Origin of the sequence: Glutamicibacter sp. 363 (assembly GCF_052379505.1) — a bacterium.
Lineage (GTDB): Bacteria > Actinomycetota > Actinomycetes > Actinomycetales > Micrococcaceae > Glutamicibacter.
In genome coordinates, this window is the sequence record NZ_JBQSYR010000027.1 from 1 (window position 1) to 22,936 (window position 22,936).

At 58.9% G+C, this 22,936-nt stretch carries 23 protein-coding genes and 2 pseudogenes; 10 read left to right on the top strand and 15 right to left on the bottom strand.

Annotated elements, in window-relative coordinates:
• Positions 1-352: 352 nt before the first annotated feature.
• Positions 353-488: pseudogene (locus ACT3UA_RS15145) on the bottom strand (IS30 family transposase); the annotation flags it as partial.
• A 123-nt stretch (positions 489-611) separates the two neighbouring features.
• On the opposite strand from ACT3UA_RS15145, the gene ACT3UA_RS15150 reads away from it, so the two are divergent.
• On the top strand, positions 612-1,634 hold the full coding sequence (locus ACT3UA_RS15150) for a hypothetical protein (RefSeq protein ID WP_444617170.1): 1,023 nt from the start codon (positions 612-614) through the stop codon (positions 1,632-1,634).
• An 87-nt stretch (positions 1,635-1,721) separates the two neighbouring features.
• Here ACT3UA_RS15150 and ACT3UA_RS15155 read toward each other — a convergent pair whose 3' ends face one another.
• The 6 genes from ACT3UA_RS15155 to ACT3UA_RS15180 all read right to left on the bottom strand — a co-directional run bounded on the left by ACT3UA_RS15155 (position 1,722) and on the right by ACT3UA_RS15180 (position 7,250).
• Positions 1,722-2,039 (bottom strand): sigma factor-like helix-turn-helix DNA-binding protein, encoded by a 318-nt coding sequence (locus tag ACT3UA_RS15155; protein ID WP_217990436.1) that lies wholly within the window; start codon positions 2,037-2,039, stop codon positions 1,722-1,724.
• A 10-nt stretch (positions 2,040-2,049) separates the two neighbouring features.
• Entirely contained in the window at positions 2,050-2,196 is a 147-nt protein-coding gene (locus ACT3UA_RS15160) for a hypothetical protein (protein WP_141393616.1), read from the bottom strand.
• A 268-nt stretch (positions 2,197-2,464) separates the two neighbouring features.
• Positions 2,465-4,438, bottom strand: a complete 1,974-nt coding sequence (locus ACT3UA_RS15165) for an ATP-dependent nuclease (RefSeq protein ID WP_444617194.1) — start codon at positions 4,436-4,438, stop codon at positions 2,465-2,467.
• Between the two features lie 253 nt (positions 4,439-4,691).
• The gene (locus ACT3UA_RS15170; protein ID WP_176484300.1) at positions 4,692-5,327 is read right to left on the bottom strand and encodes a hypothetical protein; all 636 of its coding nucleotides are present in this window, start codon (positions 5,325-5,327) and stop codon (positions 4,692-4,694) included.
• 202 nt (positions 5,328-5,529) lie between these two features.
• On the bottom strand, positions 5,530-6,312 hold the full coding sequence (locus ACT3UA_RS15175; RefSeq protein ID WP_217990435.1) for a MerR family transcriptional regulator: 783 nt from the start codon (positions 6,310-6,312) through the stop codon (positions 5,530-5,532).
• Between the two features lie 29 nt (positions 6,313-6,341).
• Positions 6,342-7,250, bottom strand: a complete 909-nt coding sequence (locus ACT3UA_RS15180) for a DUF2268 domain-containing protein (RefSeq protein WP_096288923.1) — start codon at positions 7,248-7,250, stop codon at positions 6,342-6,344.
• A 370-nt stretch (positions 7,251-7,620) separates the two neighbouring features.
• Between ACT3UA_RS15180 and ACT3UA_RS15185 the strand changes: the two are divergent.
• The 3 genes and pseudogenes from ACT3UA_RS15185 to ACT3UA_RS15195 all read left to right on the top strand — a co-directional run.
• Positions 7,621-8,454 (top strand): annotated as a pseudogene (locus tag ACT3UA_RS15185) (ApeA N-terminal domain 1-containing protein); the annotation flags it as partial.
• A gap of 48 nt (positions 8,455-8,502) precedes the next feature.
• Positions 8,503-9,036, top strand: coding sequence for a HEPN domain-containing protein (locus ACT3UA_RS15190; protein WP_444617196.1), 534 nt, complete (start codon positions 8,503-8,505; stop codon positions 9,034-9,036).
• A gap of 326 nt (positions 9,037-9,362) precedes the next feature.
• A complete protein-coding gene (locus tag ACT3UA_RS15195) occupies positions 9,363-10,355 on the top strand; it encodes an Abi family protein (RefSeq protein WP_444617173.1) in 993 nt (330 codons plus the stop codon).
• Between the two features lie 105 nt (positions 10,356-10,460).
• Here the strand turns inward: ACT3UA_RS15195 and ACT3UA_RS15200 are convergent, their stop codons facing one another.
• Positions 10,461-10,835, bottom strand: coding sequence for a VOC family protein (locus ACT3UA_RS15200; protein ID WP_096288919.1), 375 nt, complete (start codon positions 10,833-10,835; stop codon positions 10,461-10,463).
• A gap of 416 nt (positions 10,836-11,251) precedes the next feature.
• On the opposite strand from ACT3UA_RS15200, the gene ACT3UA_RS15205 reads away from it, so the two are divergent.
• Positions 11,252-11,557 (top strand): helix-turn-helix domain-containing protein, encoded by a 306-nt coding sequence (locus tag ACT3UA_RS15205; RefSeq protein WP_096288917.1) that lies wholly within the window; start codon positions 11,252-11,254, stop codon positions 11,555-11,557.
• 337 nt (positions 11,558-11,894) lie between these two features.
• Here the strand turns inward: ACT3UA_RS15205 and ACT3UA_RS15210 are convergent, their stop codons facing one another.
• Positions 11,895-12,839 carry an NADP-dependent oxidoreductase gene (locus tag ACT3UA_RS15210; RefSeq protein ID WP_217990434.1) on the bottom strand — a complete coding sequence of 315 codons (945 nt, stop codon included), beginning with the start codon at positions 12,837-12,839 and terminating at the stop codon, positions 11,895-11,897.
• A gap of 71 nt (positions 12,840-12,910) precedes the next feature.
• Here ACT3UA_RS15210 and ACT3UA_RS15215 point away from each other — a divergent pair, with 71 nt between their 5' ends.
• The 4 genes from ACT3UA_RS15215 (at position 12,911) to ACT3UA_RS15230 (ending at position 15,625) form a co-directional block, all read left to right on the top strand.
• Positions 12,911-13,867, top strand: coding sequence for a GlxA family transcriptional regulator (locus tag ACT3UA_RS15215; protein ID WP_096288915.1), 957 nt, complete (start codon positions 12,911-12,913; stop codon positions 13,865-13,867).
• Positions 13,868-14,570: 703 nt separating this feature from the next.
• The gene (locus ACT3UA_RS15220) at positions 14,571-14,807 is read left to right on the top strand and encodes a dicarboxylate/amino acid:cation symporter (protein WP_141393613.1); all 237 of its coding nucleotides are present in this window, start codon (positions 14,571-14,573) and stop codon (positions 14,805-14,807) included.
• Between the two features lie 247 nt (positions 14,808-15,054).
• Entirely contained in the window at positions 15,055-15,336 is a 282-nt protein-coding gene (locus tag ACT3UA_RS15225; protein WP_096288909.1) for a type II toxin-antitoxin system RelE/ParE family toxin, read from the top strand.
• Positions 15,323-15,625, top strand: coding sequence for a HigA family addiction module antitoxin (locus ACT3UA_RS15230; protein ID WP_096288907.1), 303 nt, complete (start codon positions 15,323-15,325; stop codon positions 15,623-15,625). Before ACT3UA_RS15225 ends, ACT3UA_RS15230 begins: the two co-directional genes overlap by 14 nt.
• A gap of 705 nt (positions 15,626-16,330) precedes the next feature.
• On the opposite strand, the gene ACT3UA_RS15235 is transcribed toward ACT3UA_RS15230, so the two are convergent.
• Positions 16,331-16,999 (bottom strand): FadR/GntR family transcriptional regulator, encoded by a 669-nt coding sequence (locus ACT3UA_RS15235; protein WP_096288905.1) that lies wholly within the window; start codon positions 16,997-16,999, stop codon positions 16,331-16,333.
• Positions 17,000-17,170: 171 nt separating this feature from the next.
• Between ACT3UA_RS15235 and ACT3UA_RS15240 the strand changes: the two genes are divergently transcribed.
• Positions 17,171-18,985 (top strand): 2-isopropylmalate synthase, encoded by a 1,815-nt coding sequence (locus ACT3UA_RS15240; RefSeq protein ID WP_096288903.1) that lies wholly within the window; start codon positions 17,171-17,173, stop codon positions 18,983-18,985.
• A gap of 240 nt (positions 18,986-19,225) precedes the next feature.
• Here the strand turns inward: ACT3UA_RS15240 and ACT3UA_RS15245 are convergent, their stop codons facing one another.
• The 5 genes from ACT3UA_RS15245 to ACT3UA_RS15265 all read right to left on the bottom strand — a co-directional run bounded on the left by ACT3UA_RS15245 (position 19,226) and on the right by ACT3UA_RS15265 (position 22,860).
• The gene (locus tag ACT3UA_RS15245) at positions 19,226-19,993 is read right to left on the bottom strand and encodes an SCO1664 family protein (protein WP_096288901.1); all 768 of its coding nucleotides are present in this window, start codon (positions 19,991-19,993) and stop codon (positions 19,226-19,228) included.
• Positions 19,993-20,553, bottom strand: coding sequence for a DUF3090 domain-containing protein (locus ACT3UA_RS15250; protein WP_096288899.1), 561 nt, complete (start codon positions 20,551-20,553; stop codon positions 19,993-19,995). Before ACT3UA_RS15250 ends, ACT3UA_RS15245 begins: the two co-directional genes overlap by 1 nt.
• A gap of 9 nt (positions 20,554-20,562) precedes the next feature.
• Positions 20,563-21,270, bottom strand: a complete 708-nt coding sequence (locus tag ACT3UA_RS15255) for a histidine phosphatase family protein (RefSeq protein ID WP_096288897.1) — start codon at positions 21,268-21,270, stop codon at positions 20,563-20,565.
• Between the two features lie 136 nt (positions 21,271-21,406).
• On the bottom strand, positions 21,407-22,486 hold the full coding sequence (locus ACT3UA_RS15260; RefSeq protein WP_444617179.1) for a hypothetical protein: 1,080 nt from the start codon (positions 22,484-22,486) through the stop codon (positions 21,407-21,409).
• A complete protein-coding gene (locus tag ACT3UA_RS15265) occupies positions 22,483-22,860 on the bottom strand; it encodes a PadR family transcriptional regulator (RefSeq protein WP_096288893.1) in 378 nt (125 codons plus the stop codon). The genes ACT3UA_RS15260 and ACT3UA_RS15265 overlap by 4 nt, the downstream gene beginning before the upstream one ends.
• Between the last annotated feature and the right edge of the window lie 76 nt (positions 22,861-22,936).

Here is a 22,936-nt window from a genome sequence, read left to right on the forward strand (position 1 = left end):
CTGACCCTAAAAGTGGGATAGCGTTGTACAACAAACTGACTATAGCAAATATCAATGCGCTTTTTAGGTTATCCGAGTGAATAAAAGTGCCGTTGATAATGATTAATACTGCATTCACAGCGAAGTTGACCAGTACTGCTGCGCTACCACCCCGGGAAGCCGCAACCGTCGTGTACGAACTCGACGCCTCACTGCGTCGGGTCGGCGCATATTGCAGGAGGGACTCTGCGTGCAGGCAGAGGTTGGTATGTGCGGCGACGTCGTGGAGTTTAGATTTAACGTCTAACTTTTAGAGCTTTAGATGCCTGGTTTTTATAGGGCGGACTCTAGCGGTCGATGCAACACCAGACGGCTAAGCCACTAATAGTAATTCATCAAGACGCTCGGCTGGAGTTTTCCAGCCGAGCGTTTTGCGTTGTCGCCCTGTTGAGGTAAATACACACATGCTCCAAGTCCGCTGGACCATAAACAGATAGATCAGCACCCTTGCGGCCTGATGCGGGACTATTGTCTAGCTAGTCCAACTTTTGGAACCCAGTTCAATTGGTGAGGAGTCCTTATGCGTCTGTTCGATTGTCGATTATGTCGGGTAAGCCGGGGACAATGAGATTGTGAATAATTTTAACTTCCTCAGTGAATGGGATTCCGCACCGAAGCCGCCTGTAAAGGTTTCTTCGCGCGGCTTCAGACTGGCCATCGAGGAATCGATGATCGGCAGTTATACACGGGAGACTCTCGAAGCAGTGCTGCATGAAGAGCTTCGTTTACCGTGGCCAAAAAAGGATTATCACCCGAACGATTCCAACTTCAGTAAGCGTGATGTCATCAAGGGCTATACCTCGGGGTGGGAACTCCCGCAGCTAGTTGCTCTGGCTCGACGCGTGGTTGCTGAGCTTGACGTGGAAGAGGTGCTTCGGGCTGACGTCATTGCTCTGCTAAATGAGTACGATCGAGGCGGTGGTGTTGGTGCGCCGACGAAGAACCTCATATTCGCTGCGAATGGTCCCAAACCAGATCTGGTGATTCGTGACGCCGTCAGTAATGACATTGAGATCGTCCGAAATGGCGAGTTCTGCTTGATTTATGATCAACCTGTTCCTGCCGATGGGTTGAAGTTTAGGCAGCTAATTCAGTGGTGGCGTAAGCGCGAGGGACTCCCGGATTCGGTACTTGAGCGGGATGCTGGGATCAATCTTCATCAGCGATTGAGAGCTTCAATCGGAGGCAATCCGGTAGAGCTTTGTGTCTTTGACGCATATGCATCTCGATACAACGGAGACAATTTTGATGTCCCAGTGCTGATCCCACAGGTGTATCTACATTTTGACCCTTCGACGCAACTGGCTCGTCGCGCGGCTGGGCAAAATGGCAGTCCGCTTGCCCGTCAGCGTATGGATTTCCTGATTTTGTTTTCTGATAGGCATCGCGTCGTTATTGAAGTGGATGGAAAACAGCACTATGCCAATGGGGAGATAGCAAGTCCTACGCTATATAGCGACATGGTCGCTGAAGACCGTCGACTTAAGTTGACTGGATACGAGGTCTACCGGTTCGGTGGGGCTGAACTGATGAAACCCAATGCTCCTCAACTGCTCACCGAGTTCTTTGACCAGCTCTCGGAACGCATGCTCTAGGATGTCATTGCCTGCGCGACAGATCTTAAAAGTGACGGCTGACCATTATGGTTCGTCGCTGATGTTGGCGACTCCGGCGCTGTCGATTCATGTCAGCGTGCTATGTACCGTACCTACGGAAACGCCGAGCGCACGAGCGATTTCTCTTATTGACTCACCTTTATCCCGACGTGCCAGAATGATAATTCGCTTATCATCATGAATCACCCGTGAGCGGCCAACAACCTTGCCGTACTTGCGTGCCGCTTCGAGCCCGTTCGTGGTCTTACACACGATGTTGCGCCGACGGCATTCTGCCAAGGCCAATGCCATATCCAAGACGAAGCTTCGTTGGGTGTGTTCACCGGCGGCGATACCTCCTAGTACTTTGACCGCGATGCCGCGCGTGAACAGGTCATTGAGCACGACGGGACCTTCAAGCAGGCTTCCTACCCAGGCGACCAACCTCCTGCGCCGTGAGCATGTCATCAGGCCGTAAGTAGGCGATGACTGCGCTAAGTCCCGGACGATGGTCAAGGGCGAGCTTGCTCTTGACGTTCTCTTCGAAAACTTTGACGCAGATCTTATCTAACGCATCGTGCTAGCATTCTGTTTCTTGCTTCGTTGTGCTGACCCGTACCAATCCGAACAGTGTCACAACAATCTCCGGTCAATAAACCTGTTCCGTTACATCTGTCCGTACTATCAATTGTTAAACGCTCTGCGAGCTGTACGAAGCTGCACCTGGTGTCAATCTCAACACGACGCTTCATCGATGCGGTTGGATCTTCGCCGGCCATTTGACCATGGAGGTTCCATGGCCAGCGAAGGATTCAATATAAGAAGTGTTGTCACCCGTTGGCGGTGCGAACTAAGGTCCTGATGCTCTCGACTGGCAATGCTATTTGGCCGCTAGGTTCTTCTTCGCAGTTTGTTGAAGCAAGGGCGTATGTTGCGGCATTCTTATTGCCTACACCCTGGCCGCTTTTAACTAATGTCTGAAGGGTATCGTTCCAGCTTGGCCAGTCGTTGTTGATGATTGTCTCAAGCGTGTCGTCGACCGCGTGAAGCTCAGGAGACAACGCTCCAATTGGGTAATCGAGCTCGTCCAGGTTGAAGTAGCGTTGGAGAGCACGGTTGTCTCCGACATGGTTGCGCACGGCATGTTTGATGGCCCTCGCGTTCTCTTTGATCTTGTCAGGATTCGTCTCATGCTTTTTCTTCTCGGTCATCCGCGCTTCGCAGCCTGAGTCATTGTCGAAGACGACCATCGTCGGAATTTTTAGTTCACTCAGAATTGCATGGGGGATGTAGAGATGTCCTTTGCCTTGTGCCGCGGCGACAGCAATGCCGTCAGCGGAAAGGTGCTTGGATCGCGCAGCAATGCCTTCGAACACGGCCTTATCGTCATCGCCCTCTACCAGCATCACGGCATCGGCAAAGAGGGCTTCGGATAGGTGCTGATTGCAAACCATATCCCACCGAGCGGTCACGACCTTCGGGTCGACGTAACCCGTCAATCTGGATGCAACCGCATCCAGTTTTGCATGCGAGACCGTGACCTCAGCGTGCTGATCTGGGGCAGCGATGCTTCGCCGAACGCGTCGAATCTCATCGAAGTACCGCGCGTCTACAAAATAGGGTGAGTGCGTTGCGTAGGTGATCTGCAAACCGTTGGCGGGATCACTTGCGAGTGTCCGCAGTACGCTGGAGAATGCACGAGCTTGAGTGGGATGCTGGAAGAGCTCTGGCTCTTCAATGGCTAGGCAAATGACGCTCTCGGAATCTTCGCTGGCGCTCTTGCTGGCAAGCATTTTTAGGCTGGAGATCAATAGGGCACGTTGGAATCCATGTCCTTGCCGGTCGACATCAGTTTGAGTCAACTGGTCCCTGACGGTCACTCGGATTTTCGACATTTGAGGTTTCATTTCGGGCTCTTCGGCCGACAATTGGATCTTGCGACCGGAGGTGAACGCCTCGATTTCATTGCTTAGGTCAGCACCGAGCTTCTCAAGCTGGGAATTGAGATGCTCTTTCGAGATGGCTTCGCGACGAGCTGCTACTTCCTCGGCGAGCTGGGAATACGCTTCGTCGGCAGCTGCTCGGTCAACCGTCTTTTCGAGGATGCGACTAATAATCGTGCCTCTGGCATCCTGACTTTCTTCGTTCGCTCGAAGATCTGCTGTTACCAAGACGAAATCAAAGATTCCAGACAGAACGTTCTGTCCGTTGAATCCAAATAGATGATTTCCACCTGATTCAGACTCTTCAAGGTGCTCAGGATGAGTGCGCTCCCAGTCATCCATGGCGGACTCAACTTTGGGGGCGGAAGTCCACTTAGGTAGATCATGATCCGGGTGAGCATCGAGAACCTTTTGCCAGGCTTCCTTTTTGGGGCCAGCTCCAACAGCATTTCGGACATCTTCGAATGGCGGGAAGGCCAAGGCGTTGCCGGTCATCTTGTCCTGGCCATTGGACCACGTGCGCCAAGCCGTGAAAGTATCTGTGCCCGCTGGAGCATACTTGTCGCCCAGGGCCGCGCGATCTGTGCTAGTCAAAGTGTCAAAGGTGACTCGCACTCGTACTCGCTGTTGGTTGCTTCCCGACCAGACATCCTTCTCGTCAATGACTCCACCGTTGAAGAACCAGTCCAACGCACGAAGCACTGAGCTTTTTCCGGCCCCATTGGGGCCAATAAAAGTCGTGATCTGGCTAAAATCGATGTCGGCTTTGTTTAGGCATCGAAAATTCTCAATACCGACTGACATCACACGCATACATACCGCCTTTGGTCTGTTCCACTGATTCGCTGGCAAGTCTTCCATGGACAAGTGACATTTATGCTGCATGACGCAAGGCAAGACCTCGGCTGCATCTGCAACTGGTGTCTTGCCTTCTCTATATCCAACGGGCTGGTGACCCTAGAGAAGGATCTTCAGCACCGTGTCTCCGAGTTCGCCGCACATCTTGTTGAACTTGACTGCTTCGGCCTTCTTATCGGTTATGGCGGCCCCGTCGTCAATGCCGTGCATCTGACTCAAGTACCTGTCGGTGACTTCTGCTGGCGGCCGACTAGTTCTACGCCGTTAGCGTCTGGAACCCATCTGATCTAGTGTGACCCTTCGGCGTAGCCGGCTGGTGCCAGGGTGCCGCTGCCTTCGACGCTGAAGGATCCCAATGCTCATGTACCGAGCGCATGATACCTGTGTGTCGACTACACAGATAGCTGCTGGTCGGCCTGATGGTCTGACATGTCGAGCTATGCGCTGCGTTCTCACCGACGACGGCCTTCAGATACGCGCTGTGATCCTCGTCGCTGATGTCGTAGTCACCGGCTGCCAACTTTGCATCTAACCAATCACGGCGCTTGTTGGAGCAACGCAACTCTCTGCTCAGCGTCTTGAACCTGGACCCATGCTGGGTGAGGTAGCCTTTAGCAGATAGAATTTCTTTGCGCTCCTTCAACAACGCGCGACCCGCGGTGTACTCGATATCGCGTTCTTCAAGAAGCCCTACGTGCAACCGCAGTTGCTCGCTGACGGCAGGGTCGAGATGGTCGCCGAACTCGTTCAACCAGGCTTTGCTGATGCCGGAAGGAACCTGCGAGTCATCAAAGCGCTGCGCAGTGGACAGCACTTTCCACGCATGCTGCTCTTCGAACTCAGCCATGGCCTCGACTGCGTGCTGTTTGCGTTGATTGGGATGACGCACCATGCGAAGCAGGGACTGTCGCAGGGCATCAGGTGGAGCTTTTTCTTGTCCAACCGAAGGGGCCAGTTCATTCTTTTGAAGCCGAGGGCGTTTTTGCGCTCAGCGCCAACGGCTGCGAGGAACGTAGCATGGCGGTAAGGCAAACATCTTAAAGAAGAGTGACACCGTTGAACTTAGATTTTCAAACTAACCTCGGTGGAGCAGTTCACTCCCTAGAGAGGGACTTTAACGCTCGCATGTGAAATCGCAATGCGTTTGCGGCGAACCCCGCGGCTTCCGCTGTGCCAAAGGCGATATGGAAGTCGGGGTTCGATTCGTACTGAGCCGCTAGACCTCGGATCAGGTCGATGGACTTCGCCGTATCGCCTGTGTGGTTAGGAGTAACAGGAATCTCTTTGAACCACTCCAGATGAACGGCCGCGTGTTCTTGCGCGACGGGGGAGCCCACATCATGTCCTTCTTCCTGGATCTCACGCCAGCAGACGAGAAGGGCGTCGGCTCTGGCCTTCCAATCCTTCTGTTGCTGGAGTGACTTATCGTGCCACCACTGATTCGACGCGTCGAATGCTTCGAGACCCCATCGCTCGACAACCTCAGTCTTGTATCGGTCGTTGAATCCTTTGAGCATGACATCCATGCGAGGTTCGCGGCCCTGTCGACGCATTGACAAGGTGTGTTCCACCGCGTTGATGCGTCGATCCAGGGCAGAGCGTTCACGAGCCAGAAACTCCAAATGTCCAGCGAGTGCTTCGATTTCCACCTCAGGCGTCACGAGCGCATCGAGCACGGTCGCGATGTCAAGCAGTGGCATGCCCGTGTCACGCAACAGCAGGATTCGTTGCAGCCGGGCGACCGCGTCGGGACCATAGTAGCGATAGCCGTTGGACCCAACGCGGTCTGGTTCGAGCAGCCCAATCTGGTGGTAGTGGCGCAGCGTGCGGCCACTGATGCCCGCACGCTGCGCGAGTTGGTGCACGGTCCATTCCAAGGACTGCCTTCTGTTGGTTGACTTCGTTCTCAGTATTCCCGATTGAGACGCAAGCCCAGTTGAGGCGCTGCGACACATAGAACCTCGTCCACTGACGTGCCGATGCTCTGAGCCGCGGTGGTACCCGCGGCATCAAGATACGCTTGTACAAGCCGTGCACCGTCGGCATAGCCCGTACCGGTGCGCAGACCCACTGGCTCTGCGCCCAGGAGACGAGCATTAGCGTCACCATGCACCCAGGCCGTGAAGTTCTGCATTCCGGTGGTGTGCAGGCCGCTCGCGACTTTCGCAAGGACTTCGTCATCATTATGGGTGCTCTCGCTGACGAAGTGCGTATATCCACGGTCACCGTACAGCTCCGCAGCGAACACGTCTGCAAGCCCTTCCGAGATCACCTGTTCGCCTACGGTGACCGTCATCGGATCCCATACGACTCCGCCGGGTGAGTACCGCACATTGTGGTGCAGTACATGAACGGCAATCGCTTCGAGCTGTTCGAGAACCTGGGGCGTGGGCCAGATAGTGATGGTGATGTAGCCGCTGATTCCGCCGAATGCGGACAGCCCCTGGATTTCGTTAACGAAGTGTTTGTTAGCGGGATCGCCCAATACGAGAAGAACTTGCAGATCGGGCACCTCTATGTCCGGCTTGGCTAACCGCAGGGCTGCGGATCCGGACTTGAGCGCCTCGGTGATGCGGTTCCAGGCGTCTGCCTCGACGAGACGTTCGAGGCCCTCCTGAATTGGTTCGGTTGTGCTCTCCCAATCGAAGCCGAAATTCTGGCGGTGTACGGTGGCCAAGTCCACACCTCCGGGAATGAAGTGGTACATCCCGACCAGTGGCGACCACATCTCCCGGACAAGGTCGGCGCGGTCGTCGGGTGTCGCTGTTAGGACTCGGCGCATGCTCGACTCGCTGTCAATCATTGAAATAGTCATAGTAAGAAACCGTAAACCTTGCCGCAACGGCAAGGTCAAATCTGGAAAGTAGCGAACTGCGTATAGAGGTTGGTATATGTGGCAACGTGGTGGAGTTCCGCTTCAACGTCTAATCATTCTTGTCGCGTCTGCCCTCGGTTTCTATTGAAGCCGGGGGCATTCGTGCGTTCTACGGCAACGGCTGCGAGGGATAAAATGCGATGGTGCGGTTTATACCTTGGGGGATGGCTATGCCGTAATATTTAGATTCTCAAACTGATATCTGGCAGCGAGACAAGAAGGAGCCCTGATAGCGAGCGCGATGTCTAACGATCCTTTAAAACTCGACAATGCTGGCGAGTGGGCTGGCCTGTGGTAGCTTCCGGGCGACCCGGAAGAGAAGGTCCCAGGCGTTCTCCGATACGACCCAGACCATGGGCTCTCACTCTCGTTGATCGGCACGTTCGAAGATCGTGTCACGTCCAACCCTGCCTCTGGCGTGACCGCGTTCCACGAGGGGATCCGTACTTGGGATACGATCCATGGGGCAGCCGAGCGGCGCGATGTGACTCTGCTGGGTTGCATCCCGAAGAACAGCAAGAGGACATCAGGTGCGAGGGCGAAGAGCCCCGACAAGCAGATCGTGGCGGCTACGACCGCGATCATCGGTGCGCATGTCAGCGGCGAGGTGGACCCGGTGTTCGCTGGGGCAGAGGTCTCGGTCGAGGATTTGGGTCTCTGGGCGGCGTCTTCCGTGTTCGAAGGAATCCTCGGCGCTCCCGACGGCAAGATCGACGGGACCGGGCGTATCTCGGTGAAGCCCCTCGAAGCGCAGTCGGTCGTTGTCGAAGACACCGAGTATCGCCTTGTGCACACTCACACGTTGCCGCATTTCGACCAGCGCAAGGGTGGCACTGTCGGACGTATGAAAGACACAGTCTCCATTCGCGTCACGCCAGGCGATTCTTTCTCGTTGAGGGCTGCTCTGCAGACGGCGAGCCTGGTGCAGGACCTGATCTCCCTGGCGACGCATCGCGCCGCCGGAGTGATCTGGCTCCGGCTAGAGGTTGCCGGTACCGAGTCACTGCTGCCGAACGGTCGGCCCCTGCCGCGCCGGCGCGCCGATGTGCTCTACTCGCCCGTCGCGCTGGGCGAGCATGACGCAAAGGGCGTCGAGCACCACCGAGTGTTCTTCACCTGCGACTCGCTCCCGTTTGAGGAGGTCCTGCCCCGTTGGTGTGAGACCCATGGCCGCCTGCGGGCAGCGACGAACATGATATTGGGCCTGCGCTACGCGCCGGCCCGCTTCGTCGAGAACAATCTCCTGACTGCAGTCGGTGCCGCCGAGGTTCTGCACCGTAACCTCCGCATCGACGAGAAGCCGTTTCCCAAGGCGGAGTTCGCGGCAATGCGAGAGGCGATGCTGGCGCAGGTCCCTGATGAGCACCGAGACAGGTTCAAAGGGGCCATCCGCAACGATCCGACGCTCCGGGACCGGCTCCACGCCCTCTCCACGCGCCCCGATCAGGAAGCGATCGCGCAGCTTGTGCCGGACGTCGACCACTGGGCAAGGAGGACGACGCGGGCGCGCAATGACCTCGCGCACGAGGGCAGCACGCCGAACCATTCCATCGAGGAGCTGTTCGCCATCGTCGAGGTGACGACCGCGGTCGTGATCCTCAACGTCCTGCACGAGATCGGCCTGCCGGCGGACCGGCAGCGAGAGATCGTGCGGGCGCACCCGCAGCTGAGGGCAACGTTCCGGACCGCGAGCGAGTGGCTGGTTGCGTCGAATCCTGACTCCTGAGTGACCGGATCTCGCGGGTGCTCATCGGAGGGGCAAACCTCTGCCTCGCCTCGTGCTCGCACGGGGCCGTCTTCATGATGAGGCGCAACGGTGGGCACCACATAGCGAAGCGAAACGCTGCAGTCCGACCGCAAGCGACTCGTCCCAAAGTCTGCGCGTCGTCAGATGCTGGTATGTGAGGCGATGTGGTGGAGTTTAGATTTCCGTTCGACCGTCTCGTAGGGACGATCCGGCCTGCGATGTGCGGTTTGCATCGTTCTCACGCGCCTGTTGCAGCATTGCAATACCTCCGGGAAGCGACGCGGGCGTTGCGCGTTGCAGGCCGCATGCGTAAGATAGAAACTACTAAGACCGGTTCCGCCTACCTCGGTAGGCCCAGGGCCGGTCCTCATTTTTATCAGGCGGTGTTCATCGTCGAAGACGTCAAGAGCTACAAACATTACACCGAGCAAGTGGAGATCCTAGCGGATCGCGGCATGGATATGGGAGACCAAGAGTCAGCTGTCGCGACGCTTCGGCGAGTAAATTACTACCGGCTGAGCGGCTACTGGTACCCGTTCAGAAGGCAGACTCCCAATGGCCGTCACGATGACTTTTACACCGGCACGCGCTTCGGCGATGTCGTCGCACTATACGAGTTCGATGCGCGCCTTCGCGCCGCCACGTTTGCAGCGCTGGCTCCGATAGAGCTGGCCATCCGTGCGCTACTCGGGCATGAGCTCGGGCGCATTGATCCCTGCGCTCATTTGCAATCTTCACTGCTAGGCCCCACGGCGCGCAGCGGCGGCGGGTACGCAAAATGGGTGAAGCGTTACGAGGACGAGCTGAACCGGTCGCGTGAGGACTTCGTGGAGCACCACCACAAGAAATACGGCGGGAAGCTGCCGGTATGGGCAGCAACTGATCTGCTGGATTGGGGGAGCCTGACGTACCTCTATGGCTTCGCCCCTCGCCGCGTCCAAGACGTCGTTGCTGATGCATGTGGGCTCAGTGCGCCCCAGCTAACTAGTTGGCTCAAGTCGCTCAATCTCGTGCGAAATACGTGTGGCCATCACGGACGTCTGTTCAACCGCGTCCACACGATTACGCCCAAGCTCCCTAAGGTTAGTCGCCACCCTGACCTCGATGCCGTCTGCGCGGACTGGAGTCGCACGTTCGGTCAACTCACGCTGGTGCAGTTCCTATCTGACAGGTTGGGCACTGGTCGCAGCAGACTTCTCCCTGCGGTGGTGGCGAGCTTTCCGGTGGTCCAGATTGTCCCGATAATGCACATGGGCGTCCCCGACGGCTGGCAGGACAACAGCCCGCTCTGGGCCTGAGCGTGCGTTGCAGTCAGAGGTTGGTATGTACCGGAAGCCGGGTGTTTTCCGGCTTCCGGTGAACTTGCGGGCCGGTGGCTGATAACCGCTAACTGCGAGCGGATTTCACAGGTAGGGGCGTGTGATTAGCTCGAGGTAGTGGCCTGAGGGATCGAGCAGATAGACGCCGCGACCGCCGTGCTCATTGTTGATCTCGCCGGGTCGGGATCGCTGAGGGTCGGCCCAGAGCTCCTGCCGCCGGTCGACGATCTTCGCGTATGCGCGATCGAAATGCGCGTCATCGAGCAGGTAGGCGTAGTGCTGCGGCGGGAACTCCATCGGTGGGCTTGCGAACTGCAGCAGGACGCCATCGGCGATTTTGATGTTGACGAACGGACCCCAGGCCGGAGCTTCGTCCGCTTCGAGCAGGTCTCGATAGAACCTGGCCATATCGGCAGGGTCCGTTGAGGCGATGATCGTGTGATTGAAGCGCGCTGTCATGATTCTCCTGGTGGTGGCGTGAGTGAGCTCCGCTGACCTCACGCAAGGATGGACACGAATCAGGGAACAACCAGAGAGCCGTTCCCGGTGCGTCCGACTTGGGCCTGACTTGTCATCATCGCGGAGAGCCTACCTCCCCGTTGGATGGAGGTCAATCATCATTTGTTCTGACCAGAGCGCAGAAGTTGTTCGGTGCCCGAACTGGGTTGAATTCCGCTTCAACGTCTGACGCACAAGTTCTGGATAATTGCCTGCAGATCTTGCAGGGTCTAAACTGTTGGCGTCTGGGGTGTAGACATCGAGCTGATCGCGGGCGACAAGGCTGGCGATTAGTAGCGTTTGTACAAGAGGAGCATTCCACTGGCTGACGTACTGTTCGATGAGCACCTGCGCAGATCGAGAGGAGAACGATCGAGATGGCCAAGACCCTGAAGGACTTCGTCGCCAAGCACCCCGTGGACCGGGAGCTCGTTGAAGCGCACAAGGAGCGGATGCTCGCCGAGGTGCGTGCGTACCGCCTCCGCGAGTTGCGCGAAGGGGCGGGCCTGACCCAGGCCCAGCTCGCCGAGCGCATCGGCGTGGGCCAGCGCCAAGTCTCCAAGATCGAGCATGGCGACCTCGACAGCGCGAAGATCGGCACGATCCGCAGCTACCTCGAGGCAGTCGGTGGCGGGCTGGCAATCGAGTTCGTGGTCGGCGACCAGCGCGTCCGGGTGGCCTGAGCCCAGACGTTTGCCAACCGTGGCGACGTGGTGGAGTGCCGCTTCAACGCCTAAAACTCCTGACTAGAATGAATTTATCCTTCTTGAGATCGGTGTAGTTTCGTTGAAGCTGTAGCCGACTTGTCGCAGCCGTCGCGAACGTGTTGATTTCGATGGTGGGCCCATCGGAGGCCTAGCAATCGTCCCTCGATCCGGCGGCCATCGGAGTTCGGGGTCGGTTTCGTTGAGCCTAACGTTCGAGCAGCCTGTGGTTGGCGACAAAGGACACCAGGGGCGAGAGCGAAGCTAACCGGACTCCGTTGAAGACACGGTTGGCTTCGCTCTCGCGTGCCCGAACTCAGACGGTCAGAACGATTTTCCCTGCGACGTGTCCGCTCTCGCCGAGTTCGTGGGCGCGGTGCCCATCTCTCAGAGGGAAGGTAGCTGCGATCACGGGGCGGACAGCCCCGTCGTGGAGGAGTTCGGCGATCGCCTGCATGCCCGCTTGGTCGCCTTCTACGAGCATCATCTCGTGGCGGGCACCGATGGCGCTGGCTTCGGCAGAATGGTCAGTGGTGGTGTTCAATGCGATGGAGACGATGGTGCCGCCGGCTCGGAGGGTTCGCAGGGAGCGAGGAACGTAGTCGCCGCCGATTGTGTCCAGTACTACGTCAATGTCTTGTGCGGCTGCCGAGAAGTCATCTTTGGTGTAATCGATGACTTCGTCTGCTCCCAGCGACGTGACCAGTTCATGGTTCTTGGAACTCGCCGTCCCGATCACATATGCACCCTTGGCTTTGGCGATCTGCACGGCGAAGTGACCAACTCCACCAGCGGCCGCATGGATGAGAACTCGCTGTCCCGGTTGCACGTCGGCGACATTGACGAGCGCCTGCCACGCGGTCAACGCTGCGAGTGGCACGGCAGAAGCTGCTTCATGATCGATGTTCGCCGGCTTCCGGGTCAAGTGCCGCGCAGGGGAAACGACGAACTCGGCCGCGGCTCCGTGCCCCTGCGGGTAAGGGAGCATTCCGAACACCTCATCACCCGCCTTGTGGATGGAGACACCGAGGCCGACCTCCTCGACGACGCCCGACACATCCCAGCCGAGCACTTTCGATCCGTCCCCTAGGAATCCGGGGATACGCCGGTGCACCCAGTCTGTCGGGCTCAGTCCCGTCGCGCGGACCCGGACGAGGACTTCGGCTGGTCCAGGGGTCGGGCGCGGCTGTTCAGTCAAGTGGAGTACTTCTGGCCCGCCGAGAATGTTCTGGGTGAGCGCTTGCATGGTGTGATCTGTCATGGTTCCAATTCTGGTCTCCTCGCGTCGCCCTGACGAGTGGCCCGCTGGCCATTATGTGGGAGGATTGGGCCATGCATCGTGTTGTAGTTCTCGCATCCCAAGGAGTGCTTCCCTTCGAGCTGAGTATCGCGACGCGGCTGTTCGGTTCCGCGCTCGACGAGAATGGTGAGCCTCTGTATGAGGTGATCACCTGCTCACCAGATGGGCACCCGGTCCGCACGGCCGCAGACTTCACGATCACGGTGACGCACGACGCGTCCGCTCTCGCGACCGCGGACACTATCGTCATCCCCGCGGGGGAACACCACGCGAACATCACCGGGCCGGAGCAGCTCCCAGAGGACCTCGCTGCCGCCGTCGCGCTCGTCCCGCCCGCTGCGCGCATCGTTGCCATTTGCCTGGCGTCGTATGTGCTCGCTGCGGCGGGTCTACTCGAAGGGTGTCGCGCCACAACGCATTGGAAGAGAACTGAGCATTTCATCGCTTCCTACCCGGCCATCGAGGTAGAAGTTGATGTGCTCTATGTGCAAAGTGGACGGATCTTCACGTCCGCCGGAGCCGCGGCCGGCATCGACCTGTGCCTGCAGCTGATCCGCATCGACCACGGCAGCCGGGTTGCGAACGATGTTGCACGACGCTGCGTCATTCCGCCCTGGCGTGACGGTGGACAGGCGCAGTACGTGGAAAGACCTGTGCCCCATTCTGACGACTCGAGCACCTCTGGGACCCGAACGTTTGCACTCCGACACCTTCAGCGTCCGCTACCCGTCGCCGAGCTGGCCGAACACGCCGGAATGAGTCGCCGGACCTTCACCCGACGATTCCGCGCGGAAGTCGGACAAAGCGTCGGGGAGTGGCTCACCCGACAACGAATCGAACTCGCGAGAGCGCTCCTTGAGACCACAACGCTCCCCATTGATCAGGTCGCAGAGCAAGCCGGATTCGGAAGCGCCTTCACGCTCCGTGACCACTTCCGCGCTTCTCTTGGCACGTCTCCTAGCCAATATCGGAACAGTTTCCACGAATAGCAACAGGGCCCGGCATGCCAGTCTCGCCCCGGAGCAGCAAGCGACGAGGGATAGAAATATCGGAACCCGGATTCTGCGCCTTGGCCACCGGCGAGAGGTCTATCGATGAGGGACAGTATGGCTCAGAGTCAGAGGTTATTCCGTACCGTAATGCGGTGGAGTTCCGCTTCAATATCTAAGCTTGGCAAGCGCTCGGTCTTCTTCGGCATCGTCGAGCCCGCCTGCGGCGAACGATTATGGTGTTGTTCGTAGGCATAAACGTCGGGCGAATCATTAAACTTGAGCCGGGCTATTGTGTCATGCAGGAGGGCCCGAGGCATGGCGATCGTGACGCAGTCGCGCTAGCCCGGTTCCATGATCCACAGCGGCAGCGTAGCAGGCTCTATCCATGAATTGATGCCAAGAACTGAGCGCCATCCGGCAGGCATGAATCGGATCAATCCCGAGGGCACAATCGTCGAGGAAGACTCAGTGAATTGCGATCATCGCAGCTAGACCGGATTGGGCCTGTTGGCCCCATCGAATACGAGACCATCTAGGATCTGGCCGTGACCCTCGCGGTCCGGCACCCCACCGCCGCCTAATCTTCTTGCAACCCTCAGACGGGTGGCTGAGGTGATCGCGAGGCAATTTGCTCCGCTCAGAAACGCCACCTATCCTGAGCGAGGTATTCAGAAACATCTATAGGTGGGAGGTATCGCAAGTGAGAAAAATTTCACGGGTTGCCATGCAACGCGTGGCGCTATACCTCGGCATCTCCGTTTTTGGCATGGGCCTGCTGATTGGAGCGTATTGCCTGATATCGGGTAGGTCGCCGGTAGAAGTTCTTGAAAACCTGTGGGTCGCATTGTTATTCGCTTTCTTTGTGGCCGTAGCCACCGCGTTGCGCGACCAGCGGAAAGACGAAGCACCGCGTTCCAAGGGAACGAATCGCAAGTGAGGTGGGGGCCTTCTTTTTGTTCCGTCTGGGCAGCTCAGGCCAGTCGCTGCTGGGCATGCTGAGCGAGGTCTCCGGGGGAGAGTCAGACGAGGACATCCGTGAGGCGAATACACTGTGCAGATTCGTTGTGCCCGACCGCGAGAGCTACAGCTAGTGCCCACTTTTCCAATGGCATACGTGCCAGAACGCGGCTGTATTCAGGTTTAACGTCTAGCGTTATTGGCGCACTCCGTTATATACTGGAACTGTGATCAGATCGTTTGGCAGCAAGGATACCGAGCGTCTGTGGCTTCGTGAGCGCGTGCCGTCCATTGATCCTCGGATACTCCGGGTGGCGCTGCGCAAGCTCCGCCAGGTGGGGTCAGCGACGAACCTGGATGACTTGCGAAGTCCGCCGGGCAATCGGCTCGAAGCCTTGAAAGGCGACCGGGCCGGCCAGCACAGCATACGTGTTAATGACCAATGGCGGATCTGCTTCAAATGGACAGACGCCGGACCAGAGGAGGTGGAGATCGTTGACTACCACTGAGAAGATGCAGCCCATCCACCCGGGCGAGGTCCTCATGGAGGACTTCATCGAGGGATTCGGGATCACGCAGAACAAGCTCGCTGTGTCGATCGGAGTGCCGCCGCGGCGCATCAACGAGATCGTGCACGGCAAGCGTGGGATCTCGGCGGACACCGCGCTGCGGCTCGCGAAGTACTTCGGCACATCGGCCGAGTTCTGGCTCAACCTGCAGAGCCACTATGAGCTCGATCGCGCAGAGGATATCGCAGGGGAGCAGATCGCTTCGATCACGCCGCTGAAGGTGGCATGAACGGTGGAGTGCGGGTCGCAGGCCCCGATCGACACATGCCAAATGATGTCGCGCTCCTGCTCGTCACGGTTTCCCAGTAGTTCGGGCAACCGGAATCCAACGCCGAGCTGCGTTTCACCGTTGTCGGCCGAGCAGTGCACGGTTCAGGCCTCGGTACCTCGATGCGCAGGGTTATCGATGACTCCGCCCACCACGGGGCCTGCTTCCTGGAAGTGAAGACGCTCGCAGCCTCTCATCGGGATGCCGGATTCACGCGTACACGCGCTTTCTCCGCGAAGTGGGGGATTTTTGCCGCTGGTGGAGGCTGAACTATGGGGTGAAGCCGGTTTCTTGGGAAGCAGCTGCTTCCTGAGAATCCGGGCGTAAAGAATTGCCGGCTCGTGATCTGAACGAGTGCGGGCAAGGGAGCGGACCGACGAGGTGGACTCTGACACTCGTCAACGGCTTGTCGCCCAGAAAGCCTTGCGCCTATGTCGAGCGAGCCCGTCGAGAAGATTTGGCCCACAGTATTTCTGTCGGAATGCGATTTCGCGAGAGGTTGCTCCGTGCTAGAACCCGGTGGAGCTAAGCTTCAACGTGTAAAAATTCATTGAAAAGTGCTTGTAGGCCCGCGGGCTGAGGACGGCTTTTATACCCGGCGTGGTGATGCCGCCGCGAGAACCATTTCCAACGATACTTCTCTGGCAGGAGCCGGCTAGAACTTGCCTATGCGAGGCTGTCTCGCAGCGACATCAGGTGAGCGCGGCTGCGCTGAGCGGCCGTGTCCGCGTCTCGATCGAAGATCGCGTCGGCGAGCCCACCGTGAAGGTCCTGGTCCGCCGTGTGCCCAAATGTCTTGCGGATTCGCAGCATTTCGATCATCGCCTCGCGAAGCCGCGGGGTGAAGCTGTCGAACAGATCCAGAAGTATTGGATTGTGCGCTGCGGCCACGATCGCGCGGTGGAACGCGGTGTCGGCATCGACGTGGCTCTCGATTTCATCGCGGTATTCGGCGCGGGCGGAGAGGGCCTGCCGGATCGCACGGACATCCGCCGGGGTCCGGCGTGCGGCTGCGAGCGAGGCGGCTTCCGTTTCGATGGCGATACGTGCCTCGATGACCGAGATGATGCCGGCGCGACGCAAGACGATATCCCAGTCTTCCGAGACATCCAGGGCTGTGATGAAGACACCCGATCCCTGCCGGGCGGCCAGGACTCCGCGCCCTGCCAGCTGGCGAATGGCCTCGCGCAGTGTGGATCGTCCGACGCCGAGCTGGGGAGCAAGAGTGGTCTCGCCCGGGAGTTTTTCTCCCAGCGCCCATTCGCCCGACCGGATGCGTTCGAGTAGCAGATCCGCTACCTGATCCGCCAACGGTGTTCGAGTCACTTGTGCCACGTTATCGCCTTCCAACTCATCAGCTTGTCTGAGGAGTTGTGCTACAGTCTATCCATGTTCTTCGATAATTTCCTTCTACTTCGCCGCCACGGCGGGGCGTAGCCGGACCGGCTCCCCGTCGTGGAGTCGAATGCTGTGCCGGTCGCAATTCTTGGACTGAAGGAATCAAAAATGACAAAGACCTCTTTTCCCCATATCTCGACTCCGGCAGGCGCCGTGCCGGATAATGCACCGAGCTGGAACCAGCAGCGATATTCACAGATGCCCTCGCACCGCTACACCAATGCCTACTCTCGAGTCGACGTGCCACTTGACGCACGCGACTGGCCGTCGAAGCAGCTCACCGAGGCTCCGCAGTGGGTTCCGGTCGACTTGCGCGATGGCAACCAAGCGCTCGCTGAGCCGATGGACCCGGCACGCAAGCGCCGCTTCTTCGAGCTCATGGTCGCCATGGGCTACAAAGAGATCGAGGTCGGATACCCTTCGGCATCACAGACCGACTACGACTTCGTGCGGCTGATCGCGGAAACTGGCATCGCCCCGAATGACGTGACGATCGTCGTATTCACCCCAGCTCGTCGAGAGCTCATCGAGCGGACGGTTGCCTCGATCAAGGGGATTTCCAACCCGGTCGTGATCCACATGTATACGGCGACCGCCCCAACGTGGCGCAACCTGGTGCTCGGATACGAGCGGGAAGCGCTCAAAGAAATGATTTTGGCCGGCGGACGTGATGTGCTCGAATTTGCCGGGGACATGCCGAACGTACGCTTCGAATTTTCGCCAGAGGTTTTTAATCTGACCGAACCGGACTATGTACTCGACATCTGCAACAGCATGACAGAGCTGTGGGATGCGAGGCCTGAGCGTCCGGTGATTCTCAATCTTCCGGCCACCGTCGAAATCGCAACTCCAAATGTGTATGCCGACCAGATCGAATACATGCACAAAAATCTTGCACGCCGCGATTCCGTCATCCTGTCGGTGCATCCGCATAATGACCGCGGTACCGGGATCGCCTGCGCCGAGCTTGCGGTCCTCGCCGGAGCTCAACGCGTCGAGGGGTGCATCTTTGGAAACGGCGAACGCACCGGAAACGTTGACATCGCGACACTGGCGCTGAATCTCCATGCCCAAGGCATCGACCCGATGATCGATTTTTCCGACATCGATGAGATCCGTCGAACGGTGGAGTATTGCAATCGTCTGGAGGTGCACCCGCGCCACCCCTACGTCGGGGACCTCGTGCACACCGCCTTCAGCGGCACCCACCAGGATGCGATTAAAAAGGGGTTTATCGCTCATCGCGTTCAGGCAAGCGCCGAACAGCGTCTGGAACACGATATTCCCTGGAACGTCCCCTACCTGCCGATCGACCCGGCCGATTTAGGGCGCAATTATGCTGCCGTGATACGCGTGAACTCCCAATCGGGCAAGGGCGGAATCGCATATCTGCTCGAAGCTGAGTACGGGATTGAGCTGCCACGGCGCCTGCAGATTGACTTCGCCCGCCACGTGCAGCGGCATACGGACTCCACCGGCAGCGAAGCCAGTGCAGCCGGACTGTGGAGTGTCTTTCAGCAGGTCTATCTGCATCAGGGCACATCGGCCGAGCGCCTCGCGTTGCACAGCTATCAGGTTGTAGATATGGAGGGAGCCGCTCGTATAGAGGTTGTTCTCGACGATTCCGGGCAGCAACACAGCAGCACGCATGATGGTGTTGGGCCGGTTGAGGCTTTGACTTCCGCACTGGAGATTCACGGCATCGCAGTTGACGTCCTCAGCTTGCACCAGACCAGCGTGGGTGCAGGCAACGACAGCGAGGCATTAACTCTGCTTGAATGCCGAACCGATGACGGCATTTTCTGGACCGCTGGACGTGGGCGTTCGGTGCTGGCGGCAAGCATGTCGGCTGTTATGTCAGCGGCCAATCGGGTCACCGCCCAGAGGCAGCCGGCAAAATCGGGGGCTATTGGCCTGCCGTAGTCTTCCCGTTCGAGAAGCTGCCAGGTTTCCGGCAGAGCACGCCTGGCGGTGGTTTCGTGTGGCGACGTGGTGAATTCAGGTTCAATGCCGTGGTCGCTGAGCTACGCTAAACCTTTGCGATGGCCGCCATGAACAAATGTTCGTGGCGGTCATGCGCATTTCCGAGCGGTTGCCACCTTGGTGCAGCCATCAGATTTTTTGCACAACCAACCAGCGGCGAAAATTGTGTCCGTAATTTCCTTAGAACAGCGGCCAGGGAACCGCTGGCATCTCACCGCTCGGTGCCGGAAACTGCCCTGCCGAGCTCAACTTGGCGCAGCGCGCGGCGAGAGATGCGAGTTCTTCGCCGCTGAGCAACTCCGCCAGGCTTTGGCCCAGTTCACCGTGCAGCCCTTCGCTGACACGGTTTATGCCCGCTTCTTCCTCGGCCGTTAGCTTATCTCCGCGCCATCCCCACAGCACCGTGCGCAGCTTGTGCTCCCGGTGAAAGGTGAGCCCGTGGTCCACGCCGTGCCGGTGACCGCCGGCCAGGGCGAGGATGTGGTCGCCTTTGCGGTCGGCGTTGTTGACGATGACGTCGAACACCGCCATGCGTCGCAGAGCAGGCGAGTCTTCGTGAACGAGGGAGACCGCTCGACCTTGCTCATCTTGTCCCTGGAGAACCTGTTTCCAACCAGTTGACGGCACCTGGTCCGCCGCGATCAGGTTCACGGCGTCTTGGGCGGGATCCGGCTCCTGCCAAAGCTGCACCATGCCAACGCCGAGCGGACCATCGCGCAGCCAGGTGCGGGGCACCACGTCCCAGCCGAGGGCCTGCGAGACCTGGTAGGCGGCCACCTCCCGGTGGGCCAGCGTTCCCTGGGGGAAATCCCACAGCGGGCTTTCGCCGGCGATCGGCTTGTAGACGACCACCGTCTCGCCGATGCTGCCTAGAAAGGTGGCGTTTGACGCGGTGGTGATGCGGCCGGTGAGCGTCAACTCGGCGGCCATGAGTTCAGGAGATTGCATTAGGCCTCGGGAAGGGTGCAGGTGTGTCCGTCGGCGTCCACGGGATACCCGCACAGCAGGCACATCGGACGCCCGGCATCTACGATCTCGCGGGTGCGCTTGGCGAATGCGCGGGCGGTGCCCACCGGCATCCGGACGCGCAGCATTTCGGTCTCCTCGGCTTCGTCGGGGTGAAGCGACTCCTCACCGAGCTGCGCATCGGGATCTTCCTCGACGAGGGGATGGGCCTCGATCACGATCTGGGACGTGGTTGGGTCCCAGCCCAGGCTCATTGCGCCAGCGCGGAACTGCTCCTGGTCCTCTTCAATCGGGTCATTGTCGACAAGTTCAGGGGGAGTCCCGGTGGGAATGCTGAACGGGTTGCCGTCGACGGTGAGGAGCTGGTCGAGAATGTCATCGATATTCTCCGCGAGCTGAGCCGACTGCTGCTTTTCCAGCACGATGCTCACCAGCTGCTTGCCCGCGCGCACCTGCAGGTAGAACGTACGCGACCCTGGAAGGCCGGTGACGCCAACGACGACCCGATCGGGCCAGGAAAATTCGTGAATACGTGTAGGCATATAAATATTCTAGGCTCCTGAAGTCCGTGGTGTCTGTTGCCCTGCGCCGCCGCCCACCGGGGCATCTGCCGAGTGGAGACCTTTGGCCAGCCACGAGAGATCACCCGCATCGGTATTCATCGCGTAGACGCTTGGCCGACCAGCGCCGTAGCGCACGATCGATATGGAGGCGGGGCCCACGTTGATGCGCTGGAACAGGTCAAGGTGCATGCCGAGCGCGTCGGCGAGAACTGACTTGATGATATCCCCGTGGCTTACCGCCGCCCAGACGGCCTCAGGCCCGTGCTCGGCTTCAAAAGCCGCATCGTGGCGTCGAATCGCCGCGACTGATCGCGCCTGCATCTGTGCCATGGATTCACCGCCGGGAAAGGTGACTGCTGAGGGTTGCGACTGCACCACGGGCCAGAGCTCTTCGGTTGCCAGCTCGCTGAGCGTGCGGCCTTGCCACTGGCCGTAATCGCATTCGATGAGATCAAGATCGGTGGGTGCGTAGGGAGCGCCAGCCTGGCGGTCCAGAATGTACCGTGCGGTCTGCTGGCAACGCTCAAGAGGGCTTGACACCACCCCGGCTAGGGGCACGGGCGCGAGCCGCTCCCCGGCCAGTGCCGCCTGATCCATCCCGGTCTGATCCAGATTGACGCCGGACGCCCGGCCGGCCAACAGGCCCGTGGCGTTGGCGGTGGTGCGGCCGTGCCGCACGAGAAGAACTGTTGCCATCCACCCAGCCTATCCATTTGCCGACGGCAAACACAGCGACCGTTCCGTTGTTGCCCGGGGCGGAATCATGTAACTGCAAGGATTGGCGAAAGCTGAGCTTCGATGTCGAATGCGAACTCCGCTTTATAGCACGAGGCTACTGATTCTTGAAAGATGCCCGCCAGCTCTGAACTGCATAGCAGGCAGTGCCGATCAGCAATGCTGCGAAAATCGCTGTCTGCCAGGTCAAGAATGATTGCGCGTTGAGGATCGAAACTAGGATGAGTGCCGCGATGAGCGTGCTGCCGGCTGTCCAAGCCCACGCCGCACGGCGTGCGCGATAGGACGCATTCGGTGTGAAGCTGGCCGCGTAACTGGCAGGAGTACCGAATTCCTCGTGCAGAGAGGCCTCGGCCTCGGCAGCGTAGGCGCGGGTTTCGTTCACGATCACGCGAATCCGCCGGTCACTGAGATCACCACGAAGCCGGAGGTTCCCCTGAAGCTCACCCACCCATTCGTCTTGAGTTGTTGCTGCTACTGGTGCGAGGTGCATAACGGTCTTTGGCTTGCGTTTCAGGACGACGCCGATTGCGTAGTGAAAGAGCACGTACAGCGGTGCCGGTGCCAGATACCAAAAAACGCTTCCTGTCCCAGCCGAACCTTGCATAAGTACGGTGAGACCGCTGAGGGCGAGAGTGCCAACGATTAAAGTCACGGCGGTCCAGACCATCGCCATCAGGCGCGTAAATTTGCGCACCGCCAGATTCCAAACCTGCACTAGGCCTATGGTTGCTGCTGCCAAAAAGAAGGGAAGGGCGAACATCATCCAGCTCAAGGGTGCTGTCCACCCATCGTCGATCAGCGCAACAATGGTTACTGCTACCGCAATCAATGTCGCGCTGAAGCAGACGGCTTGCGTGAACTGCCCCGTGGAGAGCAGTTCGTGCCGGTCGTAGGCAGGGGTTCCGGACTGCTGCCAGCGCTCCTGCTGATCCTTGGCCCAGACCTTTGGATCCCCAAACAGGTCTTCCGCCGGTTCCTGCGCATCTCTGAGTACCGGCAAAAGCTTGATGAGTGCCTCTTTGGCGGTAGAAAGCTTGACGTCGTCGAGCATGAGGCGCCCTGCAACGGTTCGAAGCCACTCAACGTCGCTTTCCGCTCCCCGGGCCGCACGAAATTCTTCGATGAGCCCGGTGAGATCAAGCTCGATGAGTGGTTGTGGGGAATGCTGAGTCATGGCTTCCTTCCTTGGAGGTCCGAGTCGTAATCAGTAGCTGGTTTTGGCGCGCCTAGCGATTCGGCTAGAGCATGCCAGGCCCGGCGTTCCTCTTGGAGCCTTGTATACCCGGGCGGAGTCAGTGCATAGTTGCGTTTTCCGGGGCCGTTCTGCCCTTGTTCCCATTGCGCGATCACGGCGCCATCGTTTTCCAGGCCGGTGAGCAGCGGGTAGAGGGATCCGCCTTTTGGGCGCCCGAAGCCAAGTTCGTTAACTGCCTGCGCGATTCCGTACCCGTGCAGCGGCCCATTCTCAAGACTGGCGAGAACAGCCGTTCCCAGTGCGGCGCGGGTCCACGTTGACGGCCATTCCGGTTTCACCTCATCGTCGTTCATGTATCTAAGTATAACGTGTATCTAGATATTTGAACCACGAAGTTTGCGGCGGCTGTTGCTCTGCCAATCGACGTGC

Excerpts from the sequence above, each read along its gene's own strand:
- ACT3UA_RS15165 (WP_444617194.1), bottom strand. The coding sequence starts at position 4,438 with ATGGAAGACTTGCCAGCGAATCAGTGGAACAGACCAAAGGCGGTATGT.
- ACT3UA_RS15170 (WP_176484300.1), bottom strand. The coding sequence starts at position 5,327 with ATGGTGCGTCATCCCAATCAACGCAAACAGCACGCAGTCGAGGCCATG.
- ACT3UA_RS15180 (WP_096288923.1), bottom strand. The coding sequence starts at position 7,250 with ATGACTATTTCAATGATTGACAGCGAGTCGAGCATGCGCCGAGTCCTA.
- ACT3UA_RS15190 (WP_444617196.1), top strand. The coding sequence starts at position 8,503 with ATGATATTGGGCCTGCGCTACGCGCCGGCCCGCTTCGTCGAGAACAAT.
- ACT3UA_RS15195 (WP_444617173.1), top strand. The coding sequence starts at position 9,363 with ATGCGTAAGATAGAAACTACTAAGACCGGTTCCGCCTACCTCGGTAGG.
- ACT3UA_RS15200 (WP_096288919.1), bottom strand. The coding sequence starts at position 10,835 with ATGACAGCGCGCTTCAATCACACGATCATCGCCTCAACGGACCCTGCC.
- ACT3UA_RS15205 (WP_096288917.1), top strand. The coding sequence starts at position 11,252 with ATGGCCAAGACCCTGAAGGACTTCGTCGCCAAGCACCCCGTGGACCGG.
- ACT3UA_RS15210 (WP_217990434.1), bottom strand. The coding sequence starts at position 12,839 with ATGACAGATCACACCATGCAAGCGCTCACCCAGAACATTCTCGGCGGG.
- ACT3UA_RS15215 (WP_096288915.1), top strand. The coding sequence starts at position 12,911 with ATGCATCGTGTTGTAGTTCTCGCATCCCAAGGAGTGCTTCCCTTCGAG.
- ACT3UA_RS15240 (WP_096288903.1), top strand. The coding sequence starts at position 17,171 with ATGACAAAGACCTCTTTTCCCCATATCTCGACTCCGGCAGGCGCCGTG.
- ACT3UA_RS15245 (WP_096288901.1), bottom strand. The coding sequence starts at position 19,993 with ATGCAATCTCCTGAACTCATGGCCGCCGAGTTGACGCTCACCGGCCGC.
- ACT3UA_RS15250 (WP_096288899.1), bottom strand. The coding sequence starts at position 20,553 with ATGCCTACACGTATTCACGAATTTTCCTGGCCCGATCGGGTCGTCGTT.
- ACT3UA_RS15255 (WP_096288897.1), bottom strand. The coding sequence starts at position 21,270 with ATGGCAACAGTTCTTCTCGTGCGGCACGGCCGCACCACCGCCAACGCC.
- ACT3UA_RS15260 (WP_444617179.1), bottom strand. The coding sequence starts at position 22,486 with ATGACTCAGCATTCCCCACAACCACTCATCGAGCTTGATCTCACCGGG.
- ACT3UA_RS15265 (WP_096288893.1), bottom strand. The coding sequence starts at position 22,860 with ATGAACGACGATGAGGTGAAACCGGAATGGCCGTCAACGTGGACCCGC.